At 41.3% G+C, this 22,991-nt stretch carries 16 protein-coding genes and 2 pseudogenes; 7 read left to right on the top strand and 11 right to left on the bottom strand.

The annotated features are described in order from the left end of the window. Positions 1 to 115: 115 nt before the first annotated feature. From V7K40_RS12060 to V7K40_RS12070, 3 genes and pseudogenes are all read right to left on the bottom strand, one after another. A complete protein-coding gene (locus V7K40_RS12060) occupies positions 116 to 718 on the bottom strand; it encodes an RloB family protein (protein WP_334959780.1) in 603 nt (200 codons plus the stop codon). Beyond that, a complete protein-coding gene (locus V7K40_RS12065) occupies positions 711 to 1,994 on the bottom strand; it encodes an ATP-binding protein (protein ID WP_334959782.1) in 1,284 nt (427 codons plus the stop codon). Before V7K40_RS12065 ends, V7K40_RS12060 begins: the two co-directional genes overlap by 8 nt. A 234-nt stretch (positions 1,995 to 2,228) precedes the next feature. Then, positions 2,229 to 2,438: pseudogene (locus V7K40_RS12070) on the bottom strand (pentapeptide repeat-containing protein); the annotation flags it as partial. A gap of 156 nt (positions 2,439 to 2,594) precedes the next feature. Between V7K40_RS12070 and topA the strand changes: the two are divergent. Beyond that, on the top strand, positions 2,595 to 4,781 hold the full coding sequence (topA, locus tag V7K40_RS12075) for a type I DNA topoisomerase (protein ID WP_334959785.1): 2,187 nt from the start codon (positions 2,595 to 2,597) through the stop codon (positions 4,779 to 4,781). Positions 4,782 to 4,852: 71 nt separating this feature from the next. Here the strand turns inward: topA and V7K40_RS12080 are convergent. The 3 genes and pseudogenes from V7K40_RS12080 to V7K40_RS12090 all read right to left on the bottom strand — a co-directional run bounded on the left by V7K40_RS12080 (position 4,853) and on the right by V7K40_RS12090 (position 7,300). Beyond that, positions 4,853 to 5,106: pseudogene (locus V7K40_RS12080) on the bottom strand (type II toxin-antitoxin system RelE/ParE family toxin). Positions 5,107 to 5,337: 231 nt separating this feature from the next. Next, on the bottom strand, positions 5,338 to 5,667 hold the full coding sequence (locus V7K40_RS12085; RefSeq protein ID WP_334959788.1) for a hypothetical protein: 330 nt from the start codon (positions 5,665 to 5,667) through the stop codon (positions 5,338 to 5,340). A gap of 4 nt (positions 5,668 to 5,671) precedes the next feature. Further along, a complete protein-coding gene (locus V7K40_RS12090; protein WP_334959790.1) occupies positions 5,672 to 7,300 on the bottom strand; it encodes a Na/Pi cotransporter family protein in 1,629 nt (542 codons plus the stop codon). Between the two features lie 454 nt (positions 7,301 to 7,754). Between V7K40_RS12090 and V7K40_RS12095 the strand changes: the two genes are divergently transcribed. Next, complete coding sequence (locus tag V7K40_RS12095; protein ID WP_334959792.1) at positions 7,755 to 8,051, top strand: hypothetical protein; 297 nt, start codon at positions 7,755 to 7,757, stop codon at positions 8,049 to 8,051. A 30-nt stretch (positions 8,052 to 8,081) separates the two neighbouring features. On the opposite strand, the gene V7K40_RS12100 is transcribed toward V7K40_RS12095, so the two are convergent. Next, the gene (locus tag V7K40_RS12100) at positions 8,082 to 12,110 is read right to left on the bottom strand and encodes a hypothetical protein (RefSeq protein ID WP_334959795.1); all 4,029 of its coding nucleotides are present in this window, start codon (positions 12,108 to 12,110) and stop codon (positions 8,082 to 8,084) included. 33 nt (positions 12,111 to 12,143) lie between these two features. Between V7K40_RS12100 and V7K40_RS12105 the strand changes: the two genes are divergently transcribed. Continuing rightward, positions 12,144 to 12,437 carry a hypothetical protein gene (locus tag V7K40_RS12105; protein ID WP_334959797.1) on the top strand — a complete coding sequence of 98 codons (294 nt, stop codon included), beginning with the start codon at positions 12,144 to 12,146 and terminating at the stop codon, positions 12,435 to 12,437. Between the two features lie 101 nt (positions 12,438 to 12,538). Here V7K40_RS12105 and V7K40_RS12110 read toward each other — a convergent pair whose 3' ends face one another. Together V7K40_RS12110 and V7K40_RS12115 are read right to left on the bottom strand one after the other, a co-directional pair. Next, complete coding sequence (locus tag V7K40_RS12110) at positions 12,539 to 13,012, bottom strand: hypothetical protein (RefSeq protein ID WP_334959799.1); 474 nt, start codon at positions 13,010 to 13,012, stop codon at positions 12,539 to 12,541. An 81-nt stretch (positions 13,013 to 13,093) separates the two neighbouring features. Next, positions 13,094 to 15,379 carry a PhoD-like phosphatase gene (locus tag V7K40_RS12115; RefSeq protein WP_334959801.1) on the bottom strand — a complete coding sequence of 762 codons (2,286 nt, stop codon included), beginning with the start codon at positions 15,377 to 15,379 and terminating at the stop codon, positions 13,094 to 13,096. Between the two features lie 225 nt (positions 15,380 to 15,604). On the opposite strand from V7K40_RS12115, the gene V7K40_RS12120 reads away from it, so the two are divergent. Further along, entirely contained in the window at positions 15,605 to 16,432 is an 828-nt protein-coding gene (locus tag V7K40_RS12120; protein WP_334959803.1) for an Rpn family recombination-promoting nuclease/putative transposase, read from the top strand. A gap of 123 nt (positions 16,433 to 16,555) precedes the next feature. Here the strand turns inward: V7K40_RS12120 and V7K40_RS12125 are convergent, their stop codons facing one another. Further along, the gene (locus tag V7K40_RS12125; RefSeq protein WP_334959805.1) at positions 16,556 to 17,947 is read right to left on the bottom strand and encodes a malic enzyme-like NAD(P)-binding protein; all 1,392 of its coding nucleotides are present in this window, start codon (positions 17,945 to 17,947) and stop codon (positions 16,556 to 16,558) included. Between the two features lie 264 nt (positions 17,948 to 18,211). Next, a complete protein-coding gene (locus V7K40_RS12130; protein WP_334960011.1) occupies positions 18,212 to 18,370 on the bottom strand; it encodes a hypothetical protein in 159 nt (52 codons plus the stop codon). Between the two features lie 162 nt (positions 18,371 to 18,532). On the opposite strand from V7K40_RS12130, the gene V7K40_RS12135 reads away from it, so the two are divergent. The 3 genes from V7K40_RS12135 (at position 18,533) to V7K40_RS12145 (ending at position 22,648) form a co-directional block, all read left to right on the top strand. Then, positions 18,533 to 18,766 (top strand): hypothetical protein, encoded by a 234-nt coding sequence (locus V7K40_RS12135; protein ID WP_334959807.1) that lies wholly within the window; start codon positions 18,533 to 18,535, stop codon positions 18,764 to 18,766. 175 nt (positions 18,767 to 18,941) lie between these two features. Next, on the top strand, positions 18,942 to 19,967 hold the full coding sequence (locus V7K40_RS12140; protein ID WP_334959809.1) for an AraC family transcriptional regulator: 1,026 nt from the start codon (positions 18,942 to 18,944) through the stop codon (positions 19,965 to 19,967). Between the two features lie 95 nt (positions 19,968 to 20,062). Next, the gene (locus tag V7K40_RS12145; protein ID WP_334959811.1) at positions 20,063 to 22,648 is read left to right on the top strand and encodes a TonB-dependent siderophore receptor; all 2,586 of its coding nucleotides are present in this window, start codon (positions 20,063 to 20,065) and stop codon (positions 22,646 to 22,648) included. The last annotated feature ends 343 nt before the right edge of the window (positions 22,649 to 22,991 follow it).

Genomic DNA, 22,991 nt, shown 5'->3' on the forward strand with positions numbered 1-22,991 from the left:
AACTTGGTTTACCACTCACTCTGGAGACTGAGCAAGTAGAGGTTATAGCATAATCATGGCATCTGCCCTTACGGTTCTCAGTGGACGTAAAGTTGTCTAGATACTCAGAGTCTCTTTACAGAATAAACTTGTTAAGTTCCTTCACCAATAAATGCACTGTTGTTGATGGATTATCTGTGACTGGAATATGATGAGGATCATATTGTTTAAGAAGATTTTCAGCATTTCTAATAGCAATAGCTTGCTTCTCAAATAGCTCATCATAAATCGTTTCGCTATTCTTCTGATATGTCCGACCAAATAAAGAACTTAACTTCCTCATATAATCACTTCGAGGAATACCAGTATTGAGAAATTCAAAATGCAGAACATACCATAATTCAAACGCTTCATTAGAATAAGCTACTTCAAACCCTTGTTCTTTAGCATTTTTAATAGCGTTATTAAAATTTTCTTTAGTCCAAGAATCACGATCAAAAACACACCAAACCTGATCATACTCTTCTTGCCTATTCAGTTTCTTCGCACTTTCAACTAGTCTGCTGGGATTCTCTCCTAAACCCTCTACTTTAACGACATTCTTAGGAACACGAAAACTCATAAAGTAGTTAGGTTCGGTTTTCGCTCCTTCACATACGATTAAGAATCTCTGCTTAACTTCCCTAGTATTAACATTTCTCAGTGAATATCCACGATAGTTCGCCTTTGTTTTAGACATGAGAGTCTATTAGATGATTCAAATTACCGATATATGGAATTGCACCATACCTACCTTGAATATAATCACTCTCAAATGGCGCATCGTCAGGTATCTTGTATTCTGCTAAAGAGTACAAATCTGTTGCACCATATCTATTCTTTTCAGTAAACCAAATCTGATCCCTACGAAAAAGCTTATTGTTAAGCAAATTGGTATCGTGAGTCATGAATATTAACTGAGCATTATTTTGATTTGTTTCATTAGAATTAAATAATTCCACAATCGCACGGCTGATTAAAGGATGAATTCTAGCATCGAACTCATCAATGATAAGAACTTGGCTATTTTTCAGTGTATCAACAAGAGGCCCTGCTAAAGAAAAAACTTTTTTAGTACCCTCAGACTCTTGTTCATCTAAATTAAAAATCTCTGTAGATACATAATTTCCTTTACCATCAAATTTTTGGTGTATGGTTTGAACTGATGATAATTTTCCTTTACCATTTAAAATTAAGTTCTTTAGTTCATCTGGTAATCCTTTAGGCAAAGAATCAGCAGTAATTTCACTTTCTTCTACCGTGACATCGCTAAATCCCAAATCTAATTTTTTGAGCAACTGAAGAATCTCATCTTTATTTTCGTTATCAATTAAACAACTAACTGTGTATCCTCGATAGCCTGTATCATTTAAAGCAGAGATAAGTGCAACTCTATTAGTCAGCCAATCTAAGATTCTTTCTGCAATCTGGACATTAAATTGAGCAGATACAGACAAGAAAAGGGCATTCTGTCTTGTTTTTTGCTGAATCCCATCAGCTTTATATGTTTTAGAAACACTAATCTTATCGAGTTTGCGCTCAAAAAGTTTAGTTTCTCTGGATTTAGGGACATAAAATAACCATTCAGAGACAACTTTGTCACGAGTTGCCTCGAATCCATATCTATATCTCTTACCATTCATTAAAAATACTATTTCAAAAAAAGATGGTTTAGCTTCAGTTTCAGTGCTGAGTTGAAATCGTTCAACACCGATTTTTTCCGTGCTTTGAGTCTCTTTTGAAGAATTAATCATGAACCATCTCATGAAATTTAAAGCTGTAGCTAGGTTACTTTTACCACTAGCATTTGCTCCATATATTGCAGCGCTTTTAAGTAGTTTTAAATCATTATCTACTTCAAAAACGTTGTTTTCATCAAGTTTTTTGTCTTTTGCAACAAGGTTAGCTGCCACCATACTAAAGGTGACTTGTTCTTTAAACGATCTGTAGTTACCGACACTAAATTCAATAAGCATAGTATGAAGTTTAGGCTTCAGACAGAAATCTGTGAATAAATAGTAATTTACTGTCTTAAGAGTAGCAATAATTGGTTGAAGATGCTAAATTATAAGATTGTTTTTACCGTGTACAGATGTACTGTTATTAAGATATGCAGCATAATAAATGCCTGCACCGGACAATTGGCGGTTTTGTTGCAACAAGTGACGCTAGATACTTAGAAGTGAAGCAAAGGTTTAAGTACAATAAAATTACTTAAGATAAATTAGCAAGTTCAATCCCAGAATTGTACGGAAAAGTGCCCACAAAACTAGGGTGATGTAAATTAAACCCAAACTCGATTGATACCAAACCAGTGCAGACATGATACTTGGTAAGTGTTCGTCTCGTAGGCGGATGTCCTTAAATCCTAATTTAACTAGGTTGTTAAGGCTAAAATCATAGTAGTTGAGCCAGTTCCAATGGTGATCGCTTTGGAGGGACATCATTTACCTAAACTGAGTTGAGCAATTTCCAAAGCTTTTTGGTACAGTATTCTAAAAAATCCCCATGACGAAGATAGGCGATCGCTCATTGCCATTGCCAATTTATTGCTCAGAATCAAGAACCCAGTTGCTATGATCAAACGCCTGCTTGTGGTCGAGTCTCCCGGAAAAGTCAAAAAACTCAGTCAAATTCTGGGTTCAGATTGGAAAGTTCTAGCTAGTTGTGGTCACATCCGAGAACTCAGCAACGAAGGGGACGATTCCTTGGGCTTCGTCATGGACGGCAATAATGTCCGGTGCAATTACGTCCCGCGTGACCAACGAGCGAAAGAAACAATCCAGAAGCTCAAGTCTGCGGTGAGGCAGGTTGATGAAGTTGTCTTAGCAACTGACCCAGACCGGGAAGGTGAGACAATCGCTTGGCATCTCAAAGAAACGCTGGGTTTAAGGGAACCGAAACGAGTAATTTATACTGAGATTACAGCATCTGCAGTGCAGAGTGCGATCGCTAATCCCAGAAAGCTAGACCAAAACTTGATTGGTGCTGGGCTGTGCCGAGATTGCCTAGATAAGTTGGTGGGTTACAAGGGTAGCCCTTTAGTTTGGGCATTAAATAACGGTGCTAAGAGTGTTGGCAGAGTCCAAAGCGCGACGTTGCATTTGATTTGTCAGCGAGAAAACGAAATTCTGGCTTTTGTCCCCCAAGATTACTGGAGTGTCTGGGTAGATTATGCTGAGGGATTTCGGGCTTTTTACAAAGGGACAGTCAATTCTGCAACAGATTCAGCAGACCAAGAAACTGAAACTCACGATGATGCGAAGGTGGGTAATAGTACAGAAGCACCGGAGTCTAAGCGTGTTCTTTCCGAAGCAGAGGCAACACGTTTAGTTGAAGAAGCACGGCGACATCCTCATCAGGTGATTCATTTTGAAGGAAAAGTCGTTAACCGCCAGCCACCACCACCCTTTACAACTTCCAGCCTTCAGCAAGCAGCTGGTTCAAAGCTGAGGTTTGCTCCTGACAAAACTATGGTTGTTGCTCAAAAGCTCTATGAGGCAGGGTTAATCACATACATGCGAACAGACTCAGTGATGCTCAGTCCAGAATTTTGTGCCAGCGCCCGTAAATGGTTAGAGCAAAATGATCCGCAGAATGTACCGCAGCAAGTCTCCAAACATCGCAGTAGCAAATCGGCTCAAGAAGCACATGAGGCGATTCGGCCAACGGATGTGTTTCGTCCCTCAGTTCAGTTGCGCTCTGAACTTCCTGATGATCAGTTTAATCTGTATGTGATGATTTGGAAACGGTCAATTGCTTCTCAGTGTCGTGCTGCCCAATTGCGTAAAACTCTGGTGATTACTCAGTCTGGTTCTCTACTGTGGTCAGCGAGAGGGCAAGTAATTGAATTTTACGGTTATGCCCGATACTGGAACAATCTCAGCAAGGATAATGTTTTACCTTCATTGCAACAGGGACAAGCATTGAAACTGGAGAATGCTGGACATGAGCAGAAGCAAACCCAGCCACCACCCCGTTATAGTGAACCAAAATTGGTGCAATTGATGGAACGTAAAGGAATTGGTCGCCCAAGTACCTATGCTCCGATTGTTGCTACCTTAAAAAAACGAAATTATGTCGAGTTGAAAAAAGACCATCTTCAACCGACAGCGTTAGGGTTAGAAGTTGATGCGTTTTTACTCAAAGCACTGCCTGATTTACTAGAGGCGGAATTCACAGCAAAAATGGAGGATGCCCTTGATGCAATTTCTGAAGGAAAACACTCTTGGCAGCATTATTTAACTAGTTGGAATCAGGATTACTTTCTACCAGCGCTCTCCAAAGCCAAAACTGTAGTTGCAAGTTCCTCAACAGGTAAAGCTAATGTGATAAGCGATGTCTACGACGGGCTACGCCAACGCAAATATGAAACTTCTAAGACGCGATGCCCTGAATGCAAAAATTTTCTCGCCAAAATTCCCAGCAGTAAGGTTAAAAAGAAATATTTCCTCAAATGCACAAAAGGCTGTGAAAATATCGTGCTATTTTGGAGCGACTTTAACAAAACTTGGCAGCTACCACAAACTAAAACAGTCCAAGCTGAGAATCAACAAAAGCCTCCCGTCAAGGTTACGACATATCCCTGTCCAGTATGTAAGAAAGCTTTAGAGGAGTATAGTTACATCAAAGAGGGGCAGAGTAAGACAATGTTGCGATGTTCTGACCCACAATCTCGTAAGGACACCAAACATAAAGAGGTGGCTTATTTCAGTACGCAAAAAGGGTGGTGGAGTCCTAAATTTGGGGAGTTGAATTGTTAGACTCCACTGCTGATATTTTTACTCAATGCCGACTCCAGAGCAAACGCATCTAAATTTTAGTCGAAGTGCGATTACAAATTTTTGTAGACTTCACCATCATTTCGCTTACCAACGCGAAAAACATCAATCAATTTGCTTTCTTCATCAATCGTGTAGAGAATTCTATATTCACCTTGATCAACACGATAACCTTGCAGTCTTGAGGTTGAGAATTGCCTTGAAGCGAAAGGATTTTAGATACAACCTGCTTATAAAGTTTCGCTTGCAAATCTAACAAATCCTTTTCAGCGGTCTTAGCAATTCTCAAACTGTAGCGTTCACTCATTTCCACACTTGGCAAAATCCACTCATGTAGCCCCGACGAACTAGAAGACCATTACTCATATCTTGCACCTAACCGGATAAACCCGCAAAAGGTAAATAAAGAGCGCAAAATATAACAGTAGAACAAGAATGTTGCTTAAATAAAACATAGTAAATAAAAAAACTAAATAAAATAGTAATACTACATAGAAAACTTTCAAAACGACAAGATGAGGAAATGAGGCATTCTGCATCATCTCAAAGTGCGATCGCTCTCAAAATTCCAATTTTTAACCTCTGAACTCGGAACTTTGACCTTTTTACTCGAACGTTGAGCCTCTGAACTCGGAACTTTGCCTTTTTGCTCGAACGTTGAGCCTCTGAACTCGGAACTTTGACCTTTTTGCTCGAACGTTGAGCTTCTGAACTCGGAACTTTGCCTTTTTGCTCGAACGTTGAGCTTCTGAACTCGGAGCTTCGACTTTTTTGCTCGAACGTTAAGCTTCTGAGGTTGAAACTTGAGGGTTTGAGGTTGGATGATGAGGGTTAGAAGGCGATCGCTTCTTCTGCTCAAACCTGTCAACAAATTACAACTCTCCCTGAATAACACGGGCAATGCTACAGGTGTGAGAGAGAATACGACTCATCGCATTAATCATCTCCAAATGAATGGAACTGGCATTAAGACTTACAGAATCTCCTGAACTGAGATGCTGGTGATGCCTTAGATAAATTTCTCGCTTCATTTGGTTGAGCGACTGCCGCTGCGCCAAAACTTCACCTGCGATCGTTGGATCTTGTGCAGCCAGCCCTGTCAGTGTTTGTTGCAGCAGTGCCAGCACATCACCGTGGTAAGCAACAATGTCGTTCCACTCTTGCTGAGAAAAAACAATTTGTTTGCGTCGTTTGCGTCGAGCTAATCGCATGAGTTGTCGGTCGATGATGTCACCAATTGCCTCTAACTCCGTACTGATATAAAGCAATGTCAACTCCCGTTGCGACTGTTCCTCCGTCAGTAATTCATCATTGAGTTGAATTAGGTAATGCTTGATAGCAGTTTCCAAATCGTCAAGCTGGTTATCGAGTGCCCCAATCTGCTTAGGCAAATCTTTCACCCCGTCTTCAAACGCCTGAATACTAAGCTGTAGCATCTCTGTTGCCAAATCCGCCATCCGCAGAATTTCCTGCATTGCTTGACCGAGTGCGATCGCAGGTAATGTCAATGCATTGGGATCGAGGTAGCGGGCACTCAGTTTCTTTTCTGCTTCAGGTTCTGGTAGCAGTCTGGTAGCAAAGTCTGCAAGTGAATTTGCTAGTGGTACAAAAATGATCGCCAAAATCAAGTTGAATCCCAGGTGTGCCAATGCTACTTGTGTTGATGGATTGGGCAACAGACGAGTCAATAATACCGCCAAGGGATTCAGCAATGCCAACGCCAATACTCCCCCAGCCAGCCTCGTGCCAACATAGATGAATCCTAGCCGACGGGCAACGACGCTGCCTCGGTTCAATGCAGTGAGTAACGGCATGAGTGTTGTGCCGATATTCGCACCCAGTGTTACTGCCAGAGCAGCTTCCAGTGGGAGGGCATGTGCCCCAGCTAGTACCATTACGATTCCAATCGCCGCGATGCTGGAGACAAACACAGCTGCCAGCAGTACCCCCAGTAGGATCAATACCAAGGGAGATTGGGAGAGTACCTGCATAATCTCATTCGTAATCGAACTATCGGCAATGGGGGCACTACTGGCGTCAATCATCGCCAAACCCTGCAACACCAATCCAAAACTGAATACGCCACGCCCAAGATCCCGCAGAGCCTTGCGTCGGGTCAACAAAGCAAATGCTGCCGCTAAACCCAGAAACTCTTGTGCATAGTCAGTGATGTGGAAAGCCAGCAGTTGCACTACCAATGTAGAGCCAACCGCAGCTCCCTGTAGCATGATCACTGCGGTTGCTAATGGCACCAACTGGACGCTGACTAGTCCCACCATCACTGAGGCAGTTGCTGTGGAGCTTTGGGTTAGCATGGTTACGATCATACCTGACACAAAAGCTGCAATTGGACGCTTCGCTAGCGTTATCATCGCAAGCCGCAGACGTGAACCCAATGCCCGCTCCATTGCATCGGTAACTTGTTTTACACCATAGAGAAGCAGCGTGGAACCCCCAATTAACAGTATGAGGATTTGTGTAGGGTCGTGAGTCTTGAGCATCAGCACACTTACCTTGCTAACGTTTAAAAAAGACTTCAAGTCAATAGATTTACCGTACTTTAATAGTAATTTAAGATCAAGTTAAAATCAGGTTAAATAAATATGGTACGGTGTATTCAAAAAATACTCAAAATATAAAATTTTAATGAAATAGGATAAGCACTTTCAAGATGGGTAAAAATGTTGGTCAATCAATTTCTTTTTACCCTCTTACCTCTGTGTTATCTGCGTCTGGAATGGTTAGATAAATTACTTTTAAACCGCAAAGGTACACAAAGAAGTCAGAGCAGCGGCTTCCACTGTTCTGAACATGAGTGAGTGCTAAGAAAAACAATCTTATTTTACGAGTCACCTTGAAAGGGCTAGTTTTAGAACCCTTAATAATCACCCTTCAGAAATGATTTTTCGAGATAAATACTTCTGCGATCGCCTTTAAAATCTCAACTTTCAACCTTTGAACTCGAAAGTTGCACCTTTTTACTCGAACCTTGAGCCTTTGAACTCCGAAGTTGCACCTTTTTGCTTGAACGTTGAGCCTTTGAACTCCGAAGTTGCACCTTTTTGCTTGAACGTTGAGCTTCTGAACTCGGAAGTTGCACCTTTTTGCTTGAACGTTGAGCTTCTGAACTCGGAAGTTGCACCTTTTTGCTTGAACGTTGAGCTTTTAAACTCTGAAGTTCAACCTTTTTGCTCAAATGCTGAAGTTCTGAGGTTGAAACTTGAGACTTTGAAGTTAGAGGATGGTGATTGAAAAGACAATCACCTAATTTTTGACTATAGTTTATTCTCCCTTCACCGCAGCTTCAATGGCTTTTACGAATGGACTCACCCACCACTGATCTGAAGCTTTCTGAAGTCCCTCAAAGATAAATGCTTTTCCTCCGACTTCCAAGCGCTTCCTCAAAGTTGGATTCTGCTTAACTTGCTCTACTGCTTCTGCCACAATAATTTGTTTCTCTACTTCAGTTGGAGTGGGATTATTTTGAGTGATACCATTTACGATTTGCTGAATCTCTTCAAAAACCTCTATGAGATTTTGCTCTTGAGCATAGTTATGCTGTGTTCCAATCTGATCTCCATTGACTGTGCTATTGAGATTGACTGCATTTACAGATCCACTAAAGTTTAGGTTTGGGTTGTTTGATCCTTGCATAATAAAGACTCCTGCTTGAATTTGTGTACTTTGATTTTTTGACTTATTGCTAACAATCTGGAGAATCTGCTCTGGTTGAGGTGGTTGCCAAGTTTTTCGGCGTGTAACGTTCTGGGCGTTAAGCAGCGTTCTTTTAAGCCATGTTAATTCAGGAAGCTCCTCAGCGATGCGCTCAATCTCTATGCAAGCTTGAGGTGTTCCAGTTTCTTTAAGTTGTATTACTACATTGTTTCTAAAACCAGCAACACTTTCTCTGACTCCTACAACATGAGCAAGAACATCATTACTGTAATCAGGATCTTCAGCATAAGGATACTGACAAACTAGCCAGATGTATAAATCCGCTAACTGTTTTTCAGTCAGCTTCAAATGCAAACCATGCGAGTAGCGGTAAGCGACTGCTTCAATTACTTCTCGCCCAAAGTCTGTATTTTGGTGGATAGCCGACCAAATAACCGCCCAGCTAGTAGGTTCTGCACATTCGACTAATACCCTACCTGCAATTACAGCTTTCTGGTGTGCTTCTTCTTCTAAAGGTAGAGGAATAGAAACAAGGGATTTAGCAAACTCTCTAGCTCCAATCGATTCACGCTTTAAAAGTTCTTCAAGTAACTGTCCCATACATTCAGGCTTAATTGCTGCATCCTTAACCTTTTTGATAAGAACAGTTTTAAAACGTTCATCCCAGCATTTCTCAAATTTATTAAGAATGAAGATAGAGCTATGTTCCTCATTCTCCTTATTAATAATAGACACCAGTGTATTTAAGGTTTCAGTAGGAGCATTTATGTATGCCCATTTGACTAATTCTTTATAGTAATGTTTTCCTTGGGTGCTGCTGCCATAAGGAAAAGCGACAATAACAGATGCCCATCTTTGCCATACTTTAGATGATAGAGTATCTATAAATTCTGGAGTTTCTTGCAAAAGCAATTGTAAAGCTCTACAGCCTGCTAATGCAGGTCTATCAAAGGTGTTTGCCCCTATCCAGTCGAAAGCTATTTGACTGTATTCTTCAATATATTTTTTAGCACCATTAATAATTCTTTCACGAGTGTTGACATCAGCTTCTTGCCATCCGGTAAGTTTAGTTAAATCAGACTCAAACTCTTGTTCATAACCTCGGCTATTTAGCTTGAGAGTCATTTCTCTATTCAGTTGCCACCAAGCTAATAGATTTCCTGACTCTAGTTGCCTTAAAAATAGAAGTACTCGTTCTTTAGGTGGTGGGTCTAAAATAGGTTTCTGTCTACGATTCTGCTGTTCTTGCTTCCTTTGATAGTTAGACCTCAAATTCTCAGCCTGCGTTGACTCCAGATCAATTGTTGAAAAATAGAATGCAAATTCTTCACGCAAGATATTATTAGTTGGAGTAGCTTCAAGGACAGCATCTATCTGTTTTAAATCATTAGGGTTAAATTTCCACTGAATTAGCGCTGCCCAAATTCGCTCTTGCTGAGAATCAACATTTTGAAGTTTTCCGAGCATCCAAAAAACATCTTCTGTCGAAAGGATATTTTCTGTTAAGGAATGCAATAAAAAATATATACTTTCTCCTGATTGGGAAACTGTTATAACTGCCTCTTCAACAAGCTTGCGCCGATTTTCAATATTATTAACAAGTGATAATTCAAATTGTGCTTGAATCTCGTTGTCGAAAGTTATGATTTTCTGGTGTTCTCTCCACTGTATTAGAACAACTTTAGTAAAACTTTCTGCTATGTCAGGTAAATCGAGATGTTCCCAGGCTTTTAGCATTATCGCATCTGCAAGTTTTTCAAATGAGTGTCCAAAGCACCTAATACCTTGCTTTTCGACCCACTTAAGAGCAACTAGCAAATCACATGGCTGTAGTTTTAGTACGAGTTCAAAATCAAGAAATACTCGATACGATCCTGTAAAGTTTCTCTTCTTAGGTGGAGTTAGGACATTAAACAATTCTTCTGCTGTCAGATGATCTGACCAACTTGCTCTCAAAGCATACCCTTTAAGTTGATCATTCTCATCTTCTAGTACTTGACCAACAGCCAGCGGTTTTAACTGCAATCTTATGCTTGTATTACCAACTGTGCATATTGCTTTTGCCGCGCTAACTCTAAGGTAAATTGATTGGTATGAATCAAGTGCTAAATTTATTAACTCTTCCTGAAGTTCACTTACCTCACAAACTTCAGCAATGTCTATTGCTGCATCTCGTGCATAAAATGGCTTGCTAGAATCCTGAATATATGGACGCAATTGCATAGCTAGCCCAGAATGTTTAAGCTTCTCGTAGCTGAAATAATTATCCCTATTTGAATCAAATAACTTTCCCTGCTGGTACTGTTTCAGTAAGTTATCAACTATCGCTGCTCGAAGATTTACATCTGTGGGTATGTCGCTTCGCAACAGTACATCAGGATCAGTCTTCATGATTTCCTGAAATACATCAGTTCTCATACTAGCTAGCCATGCTGCTGTCTCATGAAGCTGTGGAATTAATTTACATTCAGGATCTTCAGATGAAACAAATAGTTTCATTATCCTATTCAAAGGTGTTTTATGATGATATAAATACCATGCAGCAAGAAATTCAGCATAGGTCTGATGAGCGAAAGCGAATCGATGCGAACCACGCGAAGAAAATAACTCCGTAATAGATAAAATCTCTTTTTTAATGCAGTTTTCGTCAAAGGAAAACTCTTGCTGCTCAATGTTTTCTTTACCTATACACAAATCCCTAATAGCAATATCGGTTTTAGGCATATCCCCAAATTCTGGATTTATCCAGATGGCAGGCTTATTAGAAAATAGAAGTAATGCAGCGATTCGACTTGCTATAATTAATCGTTTTTTGGCACTTAAACTGCCAATATTGCCAGAATCACGGCGATCGTGGTTAACCTCTTCACACATTTGTAAACAACCTTCTTCGTACAAATCTTTTTGAGAAGAAGGAAACCGTCCGTTTTGATAAATACCCAGAAGAAATTTTAATGTTATTGGCTTGATAGCAAGAGGAATAGCATTTTTGTTGAAAACTTTCTGTAAAAAATTACCAGAGTTTATGCCACGCTTATTCGCCTCTTCAATTACATTTTCTCGAAGTAGAGGAGCTAGCTGATATATGCCAACATTAGCTTCTTCCCACTTATCTTTTAACTTATTCTCCAAGTTATTTGATGACCAATCAGCCGTTCTGCAAGTGATCCGGAAATACAGGCGATCGCAAGGTAGCTTTTCTATTTCACGTTTCAGAATTATTACAAGTTTACGGATGGAAAGTAGTCCCTCGTCTAGGCTATCCAGAAAAAGATGTAGTTTATGTTTTCCTCTGTACCATGCTAGAAATATTTCGTTGCAGAAGATTGCATCACATAGATCCTTGTCTGATTCATAATCACCAAGTTTGAACCACAAACAAACATCTTCTGAGCCATTAAGCCTTTGACTAACTTGATAATATGCTTGTTCGGCTTCTGTAGTCTTACCCATACCAGCTTCACCTAGCAGCACCAAACAGGGCTTTTGAGATATGGTATCAAAGGCAACTAAGTCAGGATTACATATATGTCCCCACTTTTCTTCTGGGTTGCATAAATATCCCCTGCAAGCAAAGTTGAGGTTAACTGATGGAGGATACCAGAATCGCTTCCATTTGTAATCTTGACTTGGCATTTTTACTGGTAAAAAGCTGAAAACATTTTTACTATGTTAACCTCACTAACCCTTAATGATGCCGCTTCAGAGACGAGTTTTCGGGATAAATACTTCTGCGTAGGCGTAGCCCGTCGTAGACATCGCCTTCAAAATTCAAGTTTTGAACTTTTGAACTCGGAAGTTGCATCTTTTTGCTCGAACGTTGAGCCTCTGAACTCGGAAGTTGCACCTTTTTACTCGAACGTTAAGCCTCTGAACTCGGAAGTTGCACCTTTTTACTCGAACGTTGAGCCTCTGAACTCGGAAGTTCCACCTTTTTGCTCGAACGTTGAGCCTCTGAACTAAAAAAATGAAGCTCAGAACTCGAAATGTCGTGCTTTTAACTCCAACATTCAAATTCTGAGCTTCAACGTTGCACCTCAAAGATGCAACTACCGACTTATTTTCTACAACATTGGTTCTTTATACTCGACCTTTACAGCTTTACGAGCAAATCGTTGTCCCATTTTTGCAACCACTGCATCTAAACCCGCGCCCTGTCCACTGGCTTTGGCGTAGTTATACACCTGCAACGCGGCTGCATAAGCTTCACTACCGACTGCAAGAGATGTATCATCTACTAACTCTTGTAACTGCGTCAACGACAACAACACCGGATACAACGCTTCAAATAATTGCACGTCCTTTCGCATTTCATCCAAATCGAACGATCGCGGTAAAAACTCTGGATTCTGCGCCGCCACCTCTAATGCTTTGCTTACAAACGCCCGACTTTTATCTCCCATTTTAGGTAAAGTCTTGCGATCGTCGGAACTCAAATCAACTAAAAATGGTAACTTTTCTTTAATCGTGCTAATCGCTTGCAACACAGCATCTCTCTCTGTTTGTGCCAGTGTTGCACTAATTGGGGTTGTAGACATAGAAATCACTCTCTAGTATGTTTCTTAAATCTAGAGTGCCCACATATACAACTAAAATTTCCATTCACACAGCAAAGCTGATCATCGTAATAAAGACTGATTGGGGGTTAACTGGCTCTCAAAACGGCTGTAAACAATTTGGGTTGGATACCAAGAAGAAAACCAGTACAAATCTTGAATAACTTTGCAAGAACTATTCACATCTGCTAACTGAAAGTGAACCAGAGCTAAATTATTCAATCCCACTACTTCTCGCCCCTCCTGAAAGCAACGAGATTTCCAAAACATCAGGGGTTGTAACCATTTCCATTTAGCATTTTCGGCTCGTTTCCAGGGAGCTATCAACGATAATATATCTACTGTGTAGGCAAAAGTCTGAAAATTGTTTCGAGGTATCCACTCCAGTACACAATGCCAGTCAGAGTTAGTCAGTAGCTGGCGATTATGGTGTAATTGTTTCTTTGAAATTTCTACCATATTGGGTGGGTTGATCCACCCTATCCAATGTCGTACCTTTTCTGGTAGTAGCCAATCTTTCAATCGTGTATGAATCAGCCGCGTCAAAATCTCTTCATTCTTCAATGCACTAGCGGTTAACTGCACTAAGACAGACTGCAATTTGGAATGGGTGCGTGCATAAGACAAGTGAGCAACAGAACTATAATGGATATCTCCAGATAGAATAACAACTTGTTGACGTTCCTCAAACAAGGTGATTAGGAATTTCGCCAGTGCTTCAGTATTAATGTTCCAGGCATCGCCAACATCCGTTGAAAAAACTTTCTCCTGTTGCAAGTGCCAATGGTGAATCCAATCAATCACTTGTAATCCAAATACATTAGTGGGCGCAATCACAAATGTAGTTTGAATCTGAGTTTGTTCAGCTATTTGTTGTAAAGGCAAAAGTAGTTGTTGCTCAAAGGCTTTTGGACATAACAGCATCGGTGATGCCATTGGTTTTTGATCGGCTGGATAACCCCGCCAAGTGCGTGTATCAAGCACAATAACTTCATGGCAATCGCTCTTGACTATATAGTTCCAAGTCAGTGCTTCCGGATGTCGATCCAGAATGAATACTGAACCGTCTCGGACTAAAATAGGTAAGTCTGTGTGGGGATCGTTGGCTGGCATACCTAGATAACGAGCGATCGCTTGATCAGCTTTTGCATCCGTCCCTTGGGAAGCTGACCAAGTTTGTGCAGCTACCAACAGCTTTTCACCGGATTGACCTTGTGTAAATTGCCCTGGTGTATTGCCCCACCCTTGAAATATGGTGTAGGCTAACAATGCATTTTGGACTATTCTTCGCCCTAAGGGACGCCCCAGCACTCGCAGACACCAAGCTTGGTTCAAATTCCAGTCATCACTAACATCATGGTCATCAAAGATGGTGTATGTGGGAATATTGGCAAGGGTGCGGCGCACTTTCCAAAGGGTATAGATGAATTGGCGCAAATGCCGGACTGCTCGGTTCCAGTTTTTGATAGCATGGCGATCGCTCGTTACTTGGTGTCCTTTGGGAAATGCGATCGGCCAGCACACTGGTGACCAAGCTAGTAAATAAGTAGCATAATACTCGCCCAGGCTAAGAAGATGACTGGCAACTTTCTGAGGTTTATTATGCAATCCTGCCGTCAAACCAGCTTGATTTGTCGCAACTTCAAATCGCTGTCCGGGGGGCATCTGCTTAGGAGTGCAGTATACTTCACCCACAGGAAGTTGTTCTTCCCAGCCCAAGAGGGCATCACCAAGACTACTGGCAACCCACAACGATGGATCTGCTACATCGTCCCCGTAAATCTGATCTCCGGTGAGGAAAAGCTGGTGAGGACGGTGTTGGGGTTGATTTGCTGACGCCTCAATCAGGCAGTCAAGAATTGGCAATGCATCAAACCCATGACCATGAGGTTTACGGCAGGAAGCATGGACAATTTGCAAATCTTGGAGACGGCTTGGCGGCAGGACAAATGTTGGTTTTTGATGTTCAAAGTAGCTGATGTTGACTGTAGGAAAGGAGTTTGAGCATAATGCTTGTTGCAGAGTTTGCATTTGGTCAGCAAAACTAAACTGGAGGTCGTATGCATAGATGCAATTATTAGTTAAACGATGTCCAATCAAAGACCGAGCCGTTATGGCAACTACATGAAGATACTTACCCAAAGCAAAGGTGGAGCGTTCCCCTTCCAACAAGCAATTTTCTAGTACTTCACCATCATTTGTTGTGTGATAAAGCTTGAGTTCTACCTGACAGGACTGTTTCACTGCCACCCATACCGTCACTGAATCCGGTTCAGTATGTTTGAGGATTGGTCCGGCTAAAATCAGTGGCAGTTCTTGTAAAAACTCGTCTCCAACTTGATACTTCATTGCAAACAGTTGACATAGTGGTGTTTTGGATTGTCTTGCTTTATTTATAATCCAATCACCAAATGGGGACTTTGTGTTTCGCCAGTCCTCAATGTTGACATGCCTCATAATTGAGCGATGCCAACTCTTGGAGAAGCTACGCGTAGCAAGATCCCCGTAGGGGTATGGCGGGCTACGCTTACGCCAAACTGTAAAATATACTCATCAATTGCAAAACCAGCTGCCTTGAAAACCGACAGTATCTTTTATCGCATCTTTCAAAGCTTCCCCAGCACCTTTTTTGAACTCATTAACCAACCGCCATCACTGGCCAGTGCTTACCAATTTTCCTCAGTCGAAGTCAAACAACTAGCATTTAGAATCGATGGTGTATTTTTACCCAATACTCCAGAACTACCCATTTATTTTGCTGAGGTGCAATTTCAACCCGATAAAAAAATTTATTCCCGTTTATTCGCCGAAATCTTTAACTATCTCGACAAAACTGAATTAATTAACACCTGGTGTGGTGTTGTCATCTTTCCCAATCGCAGCGTTGATACTGGAGATACAGAGAGATATGCAGAATTACTTAACTCACAACGAGTAACTCGCGTTTACCTAAACGAGTTAAGTTCAATTCCCACATCATCAATCGGGATTGAGACAGTCAAACTAATTATTGAACCAGAATCAACTGCAACAGCGAAAGCTATAGAGATTGTCAACAGCGCCCGAAAAGAAATTCTCAATACCGCCCAACAAAGGGAAATTATACAATTGATAGAAACGATATTAATCTACAAATTGCCGCGCTTGAGCCGGGAGGAGATGGGAAAAATGTTCGGATTAAGTGAGTTAAAGCAAACTAAATTTTACCAAGAAGTTTTTGCAGAGGGTAAACAAGAGGGTAAAGAAGAAGGCAAGTTAGAAGGAAAACAGGAAGGCAAGTTAGAAGGCAAGTTAGAAACAATACCTCAGCTATGGGCGTTAGGATTGAGTATTGAACAGATAGCCCAAGCGTTAGGTTTGGACGAACAAGTTGTTAGGCAAGTTGCACAACCGAAATCATAAAATGATCGGGAGTAACCAAAATGGTTTGCTGGTTTTGGCAATTTCCCTATAGGAGATTGCATAGAAGGATGTACTGTGGGACGGGCGAGACGCTTATCCCACAAGAGTCATTCTTTTAGTTAATTAATTCCGAGCAATACCTTCTTGACGCGCTGCACGTTGCACAGCAGCAGCAACAGCAGTGACGACGCGCTCATCAAAGACTGAAGGAATAATATGTTCCCGATTCAAATCTGAAGGTTTGACTAAAGAAGCGATCGCACTTGCGGCTTCCAGATACATTGTGGTGGTAATTGCCTGGGCGCGACAATCTAAAGCACCACGGAATACCCCAGGAAAAGCGAGGACGTTATTAATTTGATTTGGGTAATCACTGCGACCGGTAGCGATCACAGCAACATATTCACTAATCAATTCTGGCTGAATTTCTGGAATCGGATTTGCCATTGCAAAGACAATTGCATCTTTCGCCATTGAATGCACCATTTCTGGTGTCAAAACTCCCGGTGCGCTGACACCAATAAAGACATCTGCCCCTTGCATTGCACCCGCTAATGTACCCTGAGCTTTCACGGCAAATTCAAGTTTTTCTTCTGTCAAATCGGTGCGACTAGTAGAGATAATCCCTTTAGAGTCGCACATCCAGATTTTTTCTGCCCCAGCTTTACGGAGTAATCGAGCGATCGCTACTCCAGCCGCCCCAGCACCGTTAATCACGATCCTGATTTGGGCCATTGACTTATTTACCAGCTTTAGGGCATTAAACAACGCGGCCAAGGTAACAATTGCTGTACCGTGCTGGTCATCGTGAAAAACGGGGATATCTAACTCTTGGCGCAATCTCTTTTCAATTTCAAAGCAGCGAGGTGCAGCGATATCCTCTAAATTCACGCCCCCAAAAACTGGAGCGATATTCTTAACTGTCTGGATAATCTCTTCTGTATCTTGGGTGGCGAGACAAATGGGAAAAGCATCTAGCCCCGCAAATTCTTTAAATAGCATTGCTTTGCCTTCCATGACTGGGAGAGATGCTGCTGGGCCAAGATTTCCCAAACCCAAAACGGCACTACCATCGGTAACAATGGCAACAGTGTTTTGTTTGATGGTTAATTTATAAACTTCCTCTGGATCTTGAGCGATCGCTGTACAAATTCGACCGACTCCGGGCGTGTAAGCCATTGCTAGATCGGACACACTTCTTAAGGGAATTCTGCTAGTAATGCTGATTTTGCCCCCGCGATGCAAATTAAAGGTGCGATCGTAGACACTGAGTAACTTGATATCTGGCAATGCTTTCACTGCTTGCACAATGGTTTCAGCGTGCTCAGTACTAGCAGCATCCACAGTAATATCGCGGGTGGACTCTTTACGGGTTTGCTCGATTAAATCAATTTGACCAAGATTACCGCCAGTGGTAGCGATCGCCTGTGTTACCGATGCCAACATCCCTACACGATTGGGAATCTGCAAGCGCAGTGTCAAACTAAAACTAGAATTAGGAGTTAGGTCTGCCATGTTGATTTTGGATTTTAAGTTTTAGATTTTATATTGAATTGAGACAAAAACTAAAATCTGAGATTTGTAGTCAGTGGAAACACAATGAATTTAAACTCCTGGGGGAACCCTCAGTAGTTAGTTTACTCACTACTCACAGTTTTGATAGTTATATTTTATTTATACCAATGCATTTACTAGTATAAATGAGTAACAATTTAGTAATTGTACCCAAATACACCAGATATTTTTTTAATGTTTTCATCTGTGTAAATATTTGTATAACTATGGTTTGATGAAAAAAGCGCCCTCTAGACAGAGAGCGTTAATTACAGGCGCGATCATTGCCACAGGTACTGCCTCACCAGCAACCAAATCCAGGGAAAAGTTGTAAGCATTGCGCTCGTGCATTACTTCTATACTCAAATTGGCGCGGTTAGACATCAACAGACTACATGACGATGATTAGACTAGTACCGCAAGGCAAAAGTCAAAAGTCAAAAGTCAAAAGTATTATGGAATGGGCTTTTTAGAGATTTAAAATGGCGCAAGAGCCTGGAATACAATTCTTTTGACTTCCGCCTTGCCTCGGCTCCAAATCTCTGCTTGAGTGGAAGTAGTAGTGCAGACATCCCTTTAGAGTCTTATATTAAAGACCTTGAAAGAGACTTAAAAAATCGGCAGCTATTTTGCTTACCTCATGGAGGGAAACAAATTTGTGCTGGTCTTTTTTCAGAAGTTGGAGTCAGGCGATCGCTCCTAATTTCTCTAGTTACATCTGTGAATATTAAGGCGATCGCTCTTTTTCTTCTCAAGCTTGAGAATACACACCAATGGTAAAGCGATCGCCCTCAATTTCTCAAAAAAAGTCATACTTACAGTTGCGTTCGTCGAAGACGTTGCCGAAGGCATCGCTACACCCAGTTTCCTATTGGTCAGACACAGTTTATAATTTGCTTATTGAGAATATTTATTAGCTTTTCTCACAAGTCAAATTTATTGATGAAATATATTGATGGAAATCCTGACATCTGAAGAATATAAAAACAGATTTCGAGAACATCTAGAAAAAACGCAAAAGGAACTTTTTAAATACAATGGATTTGACGAATTTGTAAAATATAAAGATAGATTTGGTACTGGGATTGTTTGTGATGTTGAGTTACGTTCAGGGCTTGAGTTGCTTATTGCAGAAAAATATTTTGAACATAATTTATGCACGTGGAATCATCATAATTTGCAACCTTTCCCTTTAATTTCTCAGTTTCATATTTCAGGTAATTTACGAACAATTACTCCAGGAATTAAAGAAATTCCAGATGATTACATACAGTATAATGGAAGAAATTATTTATTTTATCTACCAAACATAGATGAGATTGAGCAGCGTTTGGCTGGTGAAAATCGTTTAGATATAGTTATAGACATTTATCCTGATTGGCTGAGAAGTTTTAGCCAAAACTTTGAATCTCTACCTACTTCGTTGCAATCTTTTTTAGAAGATGAACATCCGCCAATATTTCATCACACTGTTGGAGAAATAACTTCGGCAATGTTTGCTGTTTTACGACAAATGTTAGATGCTCCCTATCAGGGAATGATGAAGCGGATGTATTTAGAAAGTAAAGTGATTGAACTACTGGCGCTGCAATTTAATCAACTTTTGTATAAAGAACAGACAATTCACCTATTAGTTAATCTCAAGCCAGCAGATATTGAGAAAATTTATCATGCTAGAGATATCTTAATCTATCGAGTAGATAATCCTCCCTCATTGCTTGATTTAGGAAAGATGGTTCATTTAGGAGAACGGAAGTTGCAACAAGGTTTTAAAGAAATTTTTGGGACTACTGTTTTTGGCTATTTACATGACTATCGCATGGAACAAGCAAAAATCATGCTAAATGGGACAAAAATGCAAGTAGCAGAAGTATCAAACGCTGTGGGCTATGCACATTTAGGTTATTTTGCTCAAGCTTTTAAGAAAAAATTTGGGATTATGCCAAAAGAATGTCAACGTGGAAAAAAGCCGCTGAAGTGACAAAAAATTGCAGCTTTATAGATAGACACGGTTATTGAAACTCCGTAAGGTGACTTCAAGAGGTACTTGAGAATATCCGTCTATTGGTACTAGTTATGAGAAGATTACAGAGGCTACTTGCGGGTTGTAGGTATGTTAGTTGGCAATTGTGGGCGATCGCTCTAGTTTTACCGATGATGCAACCTGCTTGGGGAAATGAGTTTCCGGGTATCAAGCAAGCTCAAAGAGGTTTTTCTACAAGTGCAGTTGATTTGTTAGCGCAGCAACAAGGTAATGTTGCAGTTACAGAAGTTACTGGCGTTAAAGTTAATTCAACTTCCACGGGTATTGAAGTAATTTTACAAACATCTATTGCCGAGGCGTTGCAAGTTCTCAACAAAAGTGATGCAAACAGCTTTATTGCCGAAATTCCTAATGCACAATTACGTTTACCGCAGGGGAACTTCTTTCAGCAAGAAAAACCATTTGCGGGAATTGCTGAAATCACAGTAATAAATCTTGATGCAAACAGTATTCGGATAACAGTCAAAGGGGAAGGCGGTATCCCAAAAGTAGAGTTATTTAACAGTGACGAAGGTTTGATTTTTGGGTTTACACCAACTACAACGACTTCACAACAACCGCAGACGCAACCAGAAACGCCGACAAATCAAACCCAGCCAGAGACACCAACACCGGAAGCTGATCAGCCGATTGAATTGGTAGTCACAGGGGAACAAGATGGGTATCGCGCACCTGATGCATCAACTGCGACGAAAGTCGATACCGATCGGCGTGATATTCCCCAATCTATTCAAGTAGTGCCTCAACAAATATTAAAAGACCAGCAAGTGACTCGTTTAGGTGAAGGATTAAAAAACGTACCAGGCGTGGTGCGAGGAAATCAATCGTCCAGATCGCCGTTTGATGCATATTTGATCCGAGGTTTTGCGGATTTTAATTTCTTAAGAAATGGGCTGCTAGACAATGCCGTAAATTTTTCTATCGGTACTGACAGTGCCAACATAGAACGCTTAGAGGTTCTCAAAGGGCCTAGCTCCGTTCTTTACGGTCCAGGTGGAGGGGGTGGTTTGATTAGTATACTCACCAAACAGCCTCTGACAGAACCCTACTATTCAGTGGAAGGCTCTGCTGGGAGTTTCGATTTCTATCGTGGAACTATTGACTTCTCCGGTCCACTCAATGACAGTAAAACAGTATTGTATCGCTTTAACGCTGCTGCTCAAACTTCAGGAAGTTTTATCGATTTTTTTGAAAGTGAGCGTTATCTTGTTGCTCCTGTTTTAAGCTGGCAGATTAGCGATCGCACAAAGCTTACCTTGGAAGCCGAATATTTATATGCAGCCCAACCATTTGACCAGGGTATCCCAGCAGTGGGAAGCGTGTTGCCTAATCCCAATGGCAAGATTCCTCGCAGTCGCTATGTCGGTGAACCTTCAGACACAGATATTCGTCAAGCGTATCGTATTGGTTATAACTTTGAGCATAGCTTTAGCAAGAACTGGGAAGTGCGTAGCGCTTTCCAGGGGTCTTTTTTCCTCAGAAATACTCCCACGCACGTCTATAGTCTTGGGGTGTTAAATGACCGTACCATAAGCAGAACTTTTCAGGCAGCAAACGACTATTACAATATTTACAACTTAGACAACTATATTGTTGGTAGATTTGCAACAGGCAGTATTCAACATCAGCTGGTGACTGGTTTCAATTTATCCAGGACGGAAACTTTGTTCTCTAGTTTTACTCGGTCGGCTGCTCCACTCGATTTGTTCAATCCTGTGTATGGTCAACCTTTGGGATCGCCCTCCGATCCGAGTAAAAATTTAACTACACAAGACCAATTGGGCATCTATATTCAAGACCAAATCACCCTTGCAGAGAACCTCAAACTGCTTCTGGGCGGGCGCTTCGATATTGCCAGCCAAAAGGGTGAAGATTTTATTGCATCGACGAGCAGTTTTCAACAAGACGAAGCCTTCAGCCCGCGATTTGGTATTGTCTATCAACCCATAAAACCAATTTCACTCTACGCCAGCTATAGCCGTGGATTTGAACAAAACGTCGGGAGATCATTTGATAACACTGTATTTCAGCCGGAACGTACTACTCAGTACGAGGTGGGTGTCAAAGCAGATTTGAGTGAGCGACTGTCTGCAACGCTAGCGTTTTATGACCTAACTCGGTCAAATGTTCAAACTACCGATCCCAGAAATCCTAACTTTTCCATTCAAACAGGTGAACAGAACAGTCAAGGGATTGAGTTGGATGTGTCGGGTGAAATCTTGCCGGGATGGAACATCTTTGCTGGCTATGCTTATACAAACGCAACAATCACGAAAGACAATACATTTGCCGTTGGCAACCGCTTGAATAATGTCCCCGAACACAGCTTGAATTTATGGACAACCTATGAAATTCAATCTGGCAATTTCAAGGGGTTGGGGTTTAGCTTGGGGTTATTTTACATCGGCGATCGCCAGGGAGACTTAGACAACACGTTTACTGTGCCAAGTTATTTACGCACAGATGCTGCTATCTTTTACAATCAGGGAGGTTTTCGAGCCGCAGTCAATGTTAGGAATCTGTTTGACGTTGACTATTTTGAGAGTTCCCAGAGCCAGACGCGTGTTTTTCCAGGCGATCCGTTGACTGTCGTGGGGTCGATTTCCTGGGGGTTTTAACTTGCTGACTTTGTTACTTATCACTTTTCAAACAACCTCTTAGCTCGACTTTATCCATTTTTGATTTACTCAGGTAGCGTAAACAGCAATATCCCTCAAACACTCAAATAAAAGACGAAGGACTTTTATCATTTGAGTGGTTTCGGAAAACGTGGAAAAAGGCTAGCCCATAAATAAGGAAGTAGTCTCCCTCGTGACGGTTGCGGTCTCTCTTGCGACAGCAGCAGTCTTTCTCGCAACGGTAGCGGTCTTTCTCACGACGGTAGCAGTCTCTCTCATGACGGTAGCGGTCTCCCTCGCAACGGTAGCGGTCTCTCTCATAACGGTAGCGGTCTTTGTCACG

Origin of the sequence: Nostoc sp. (assembly GCF_036917195.1) — a bacterium.
Taxonomy (GTDB): Bacteria; Cyanobacteriota; Cyanobacteriia; order Cyanobacteriales; family Nostocaceae; genus Nostoc.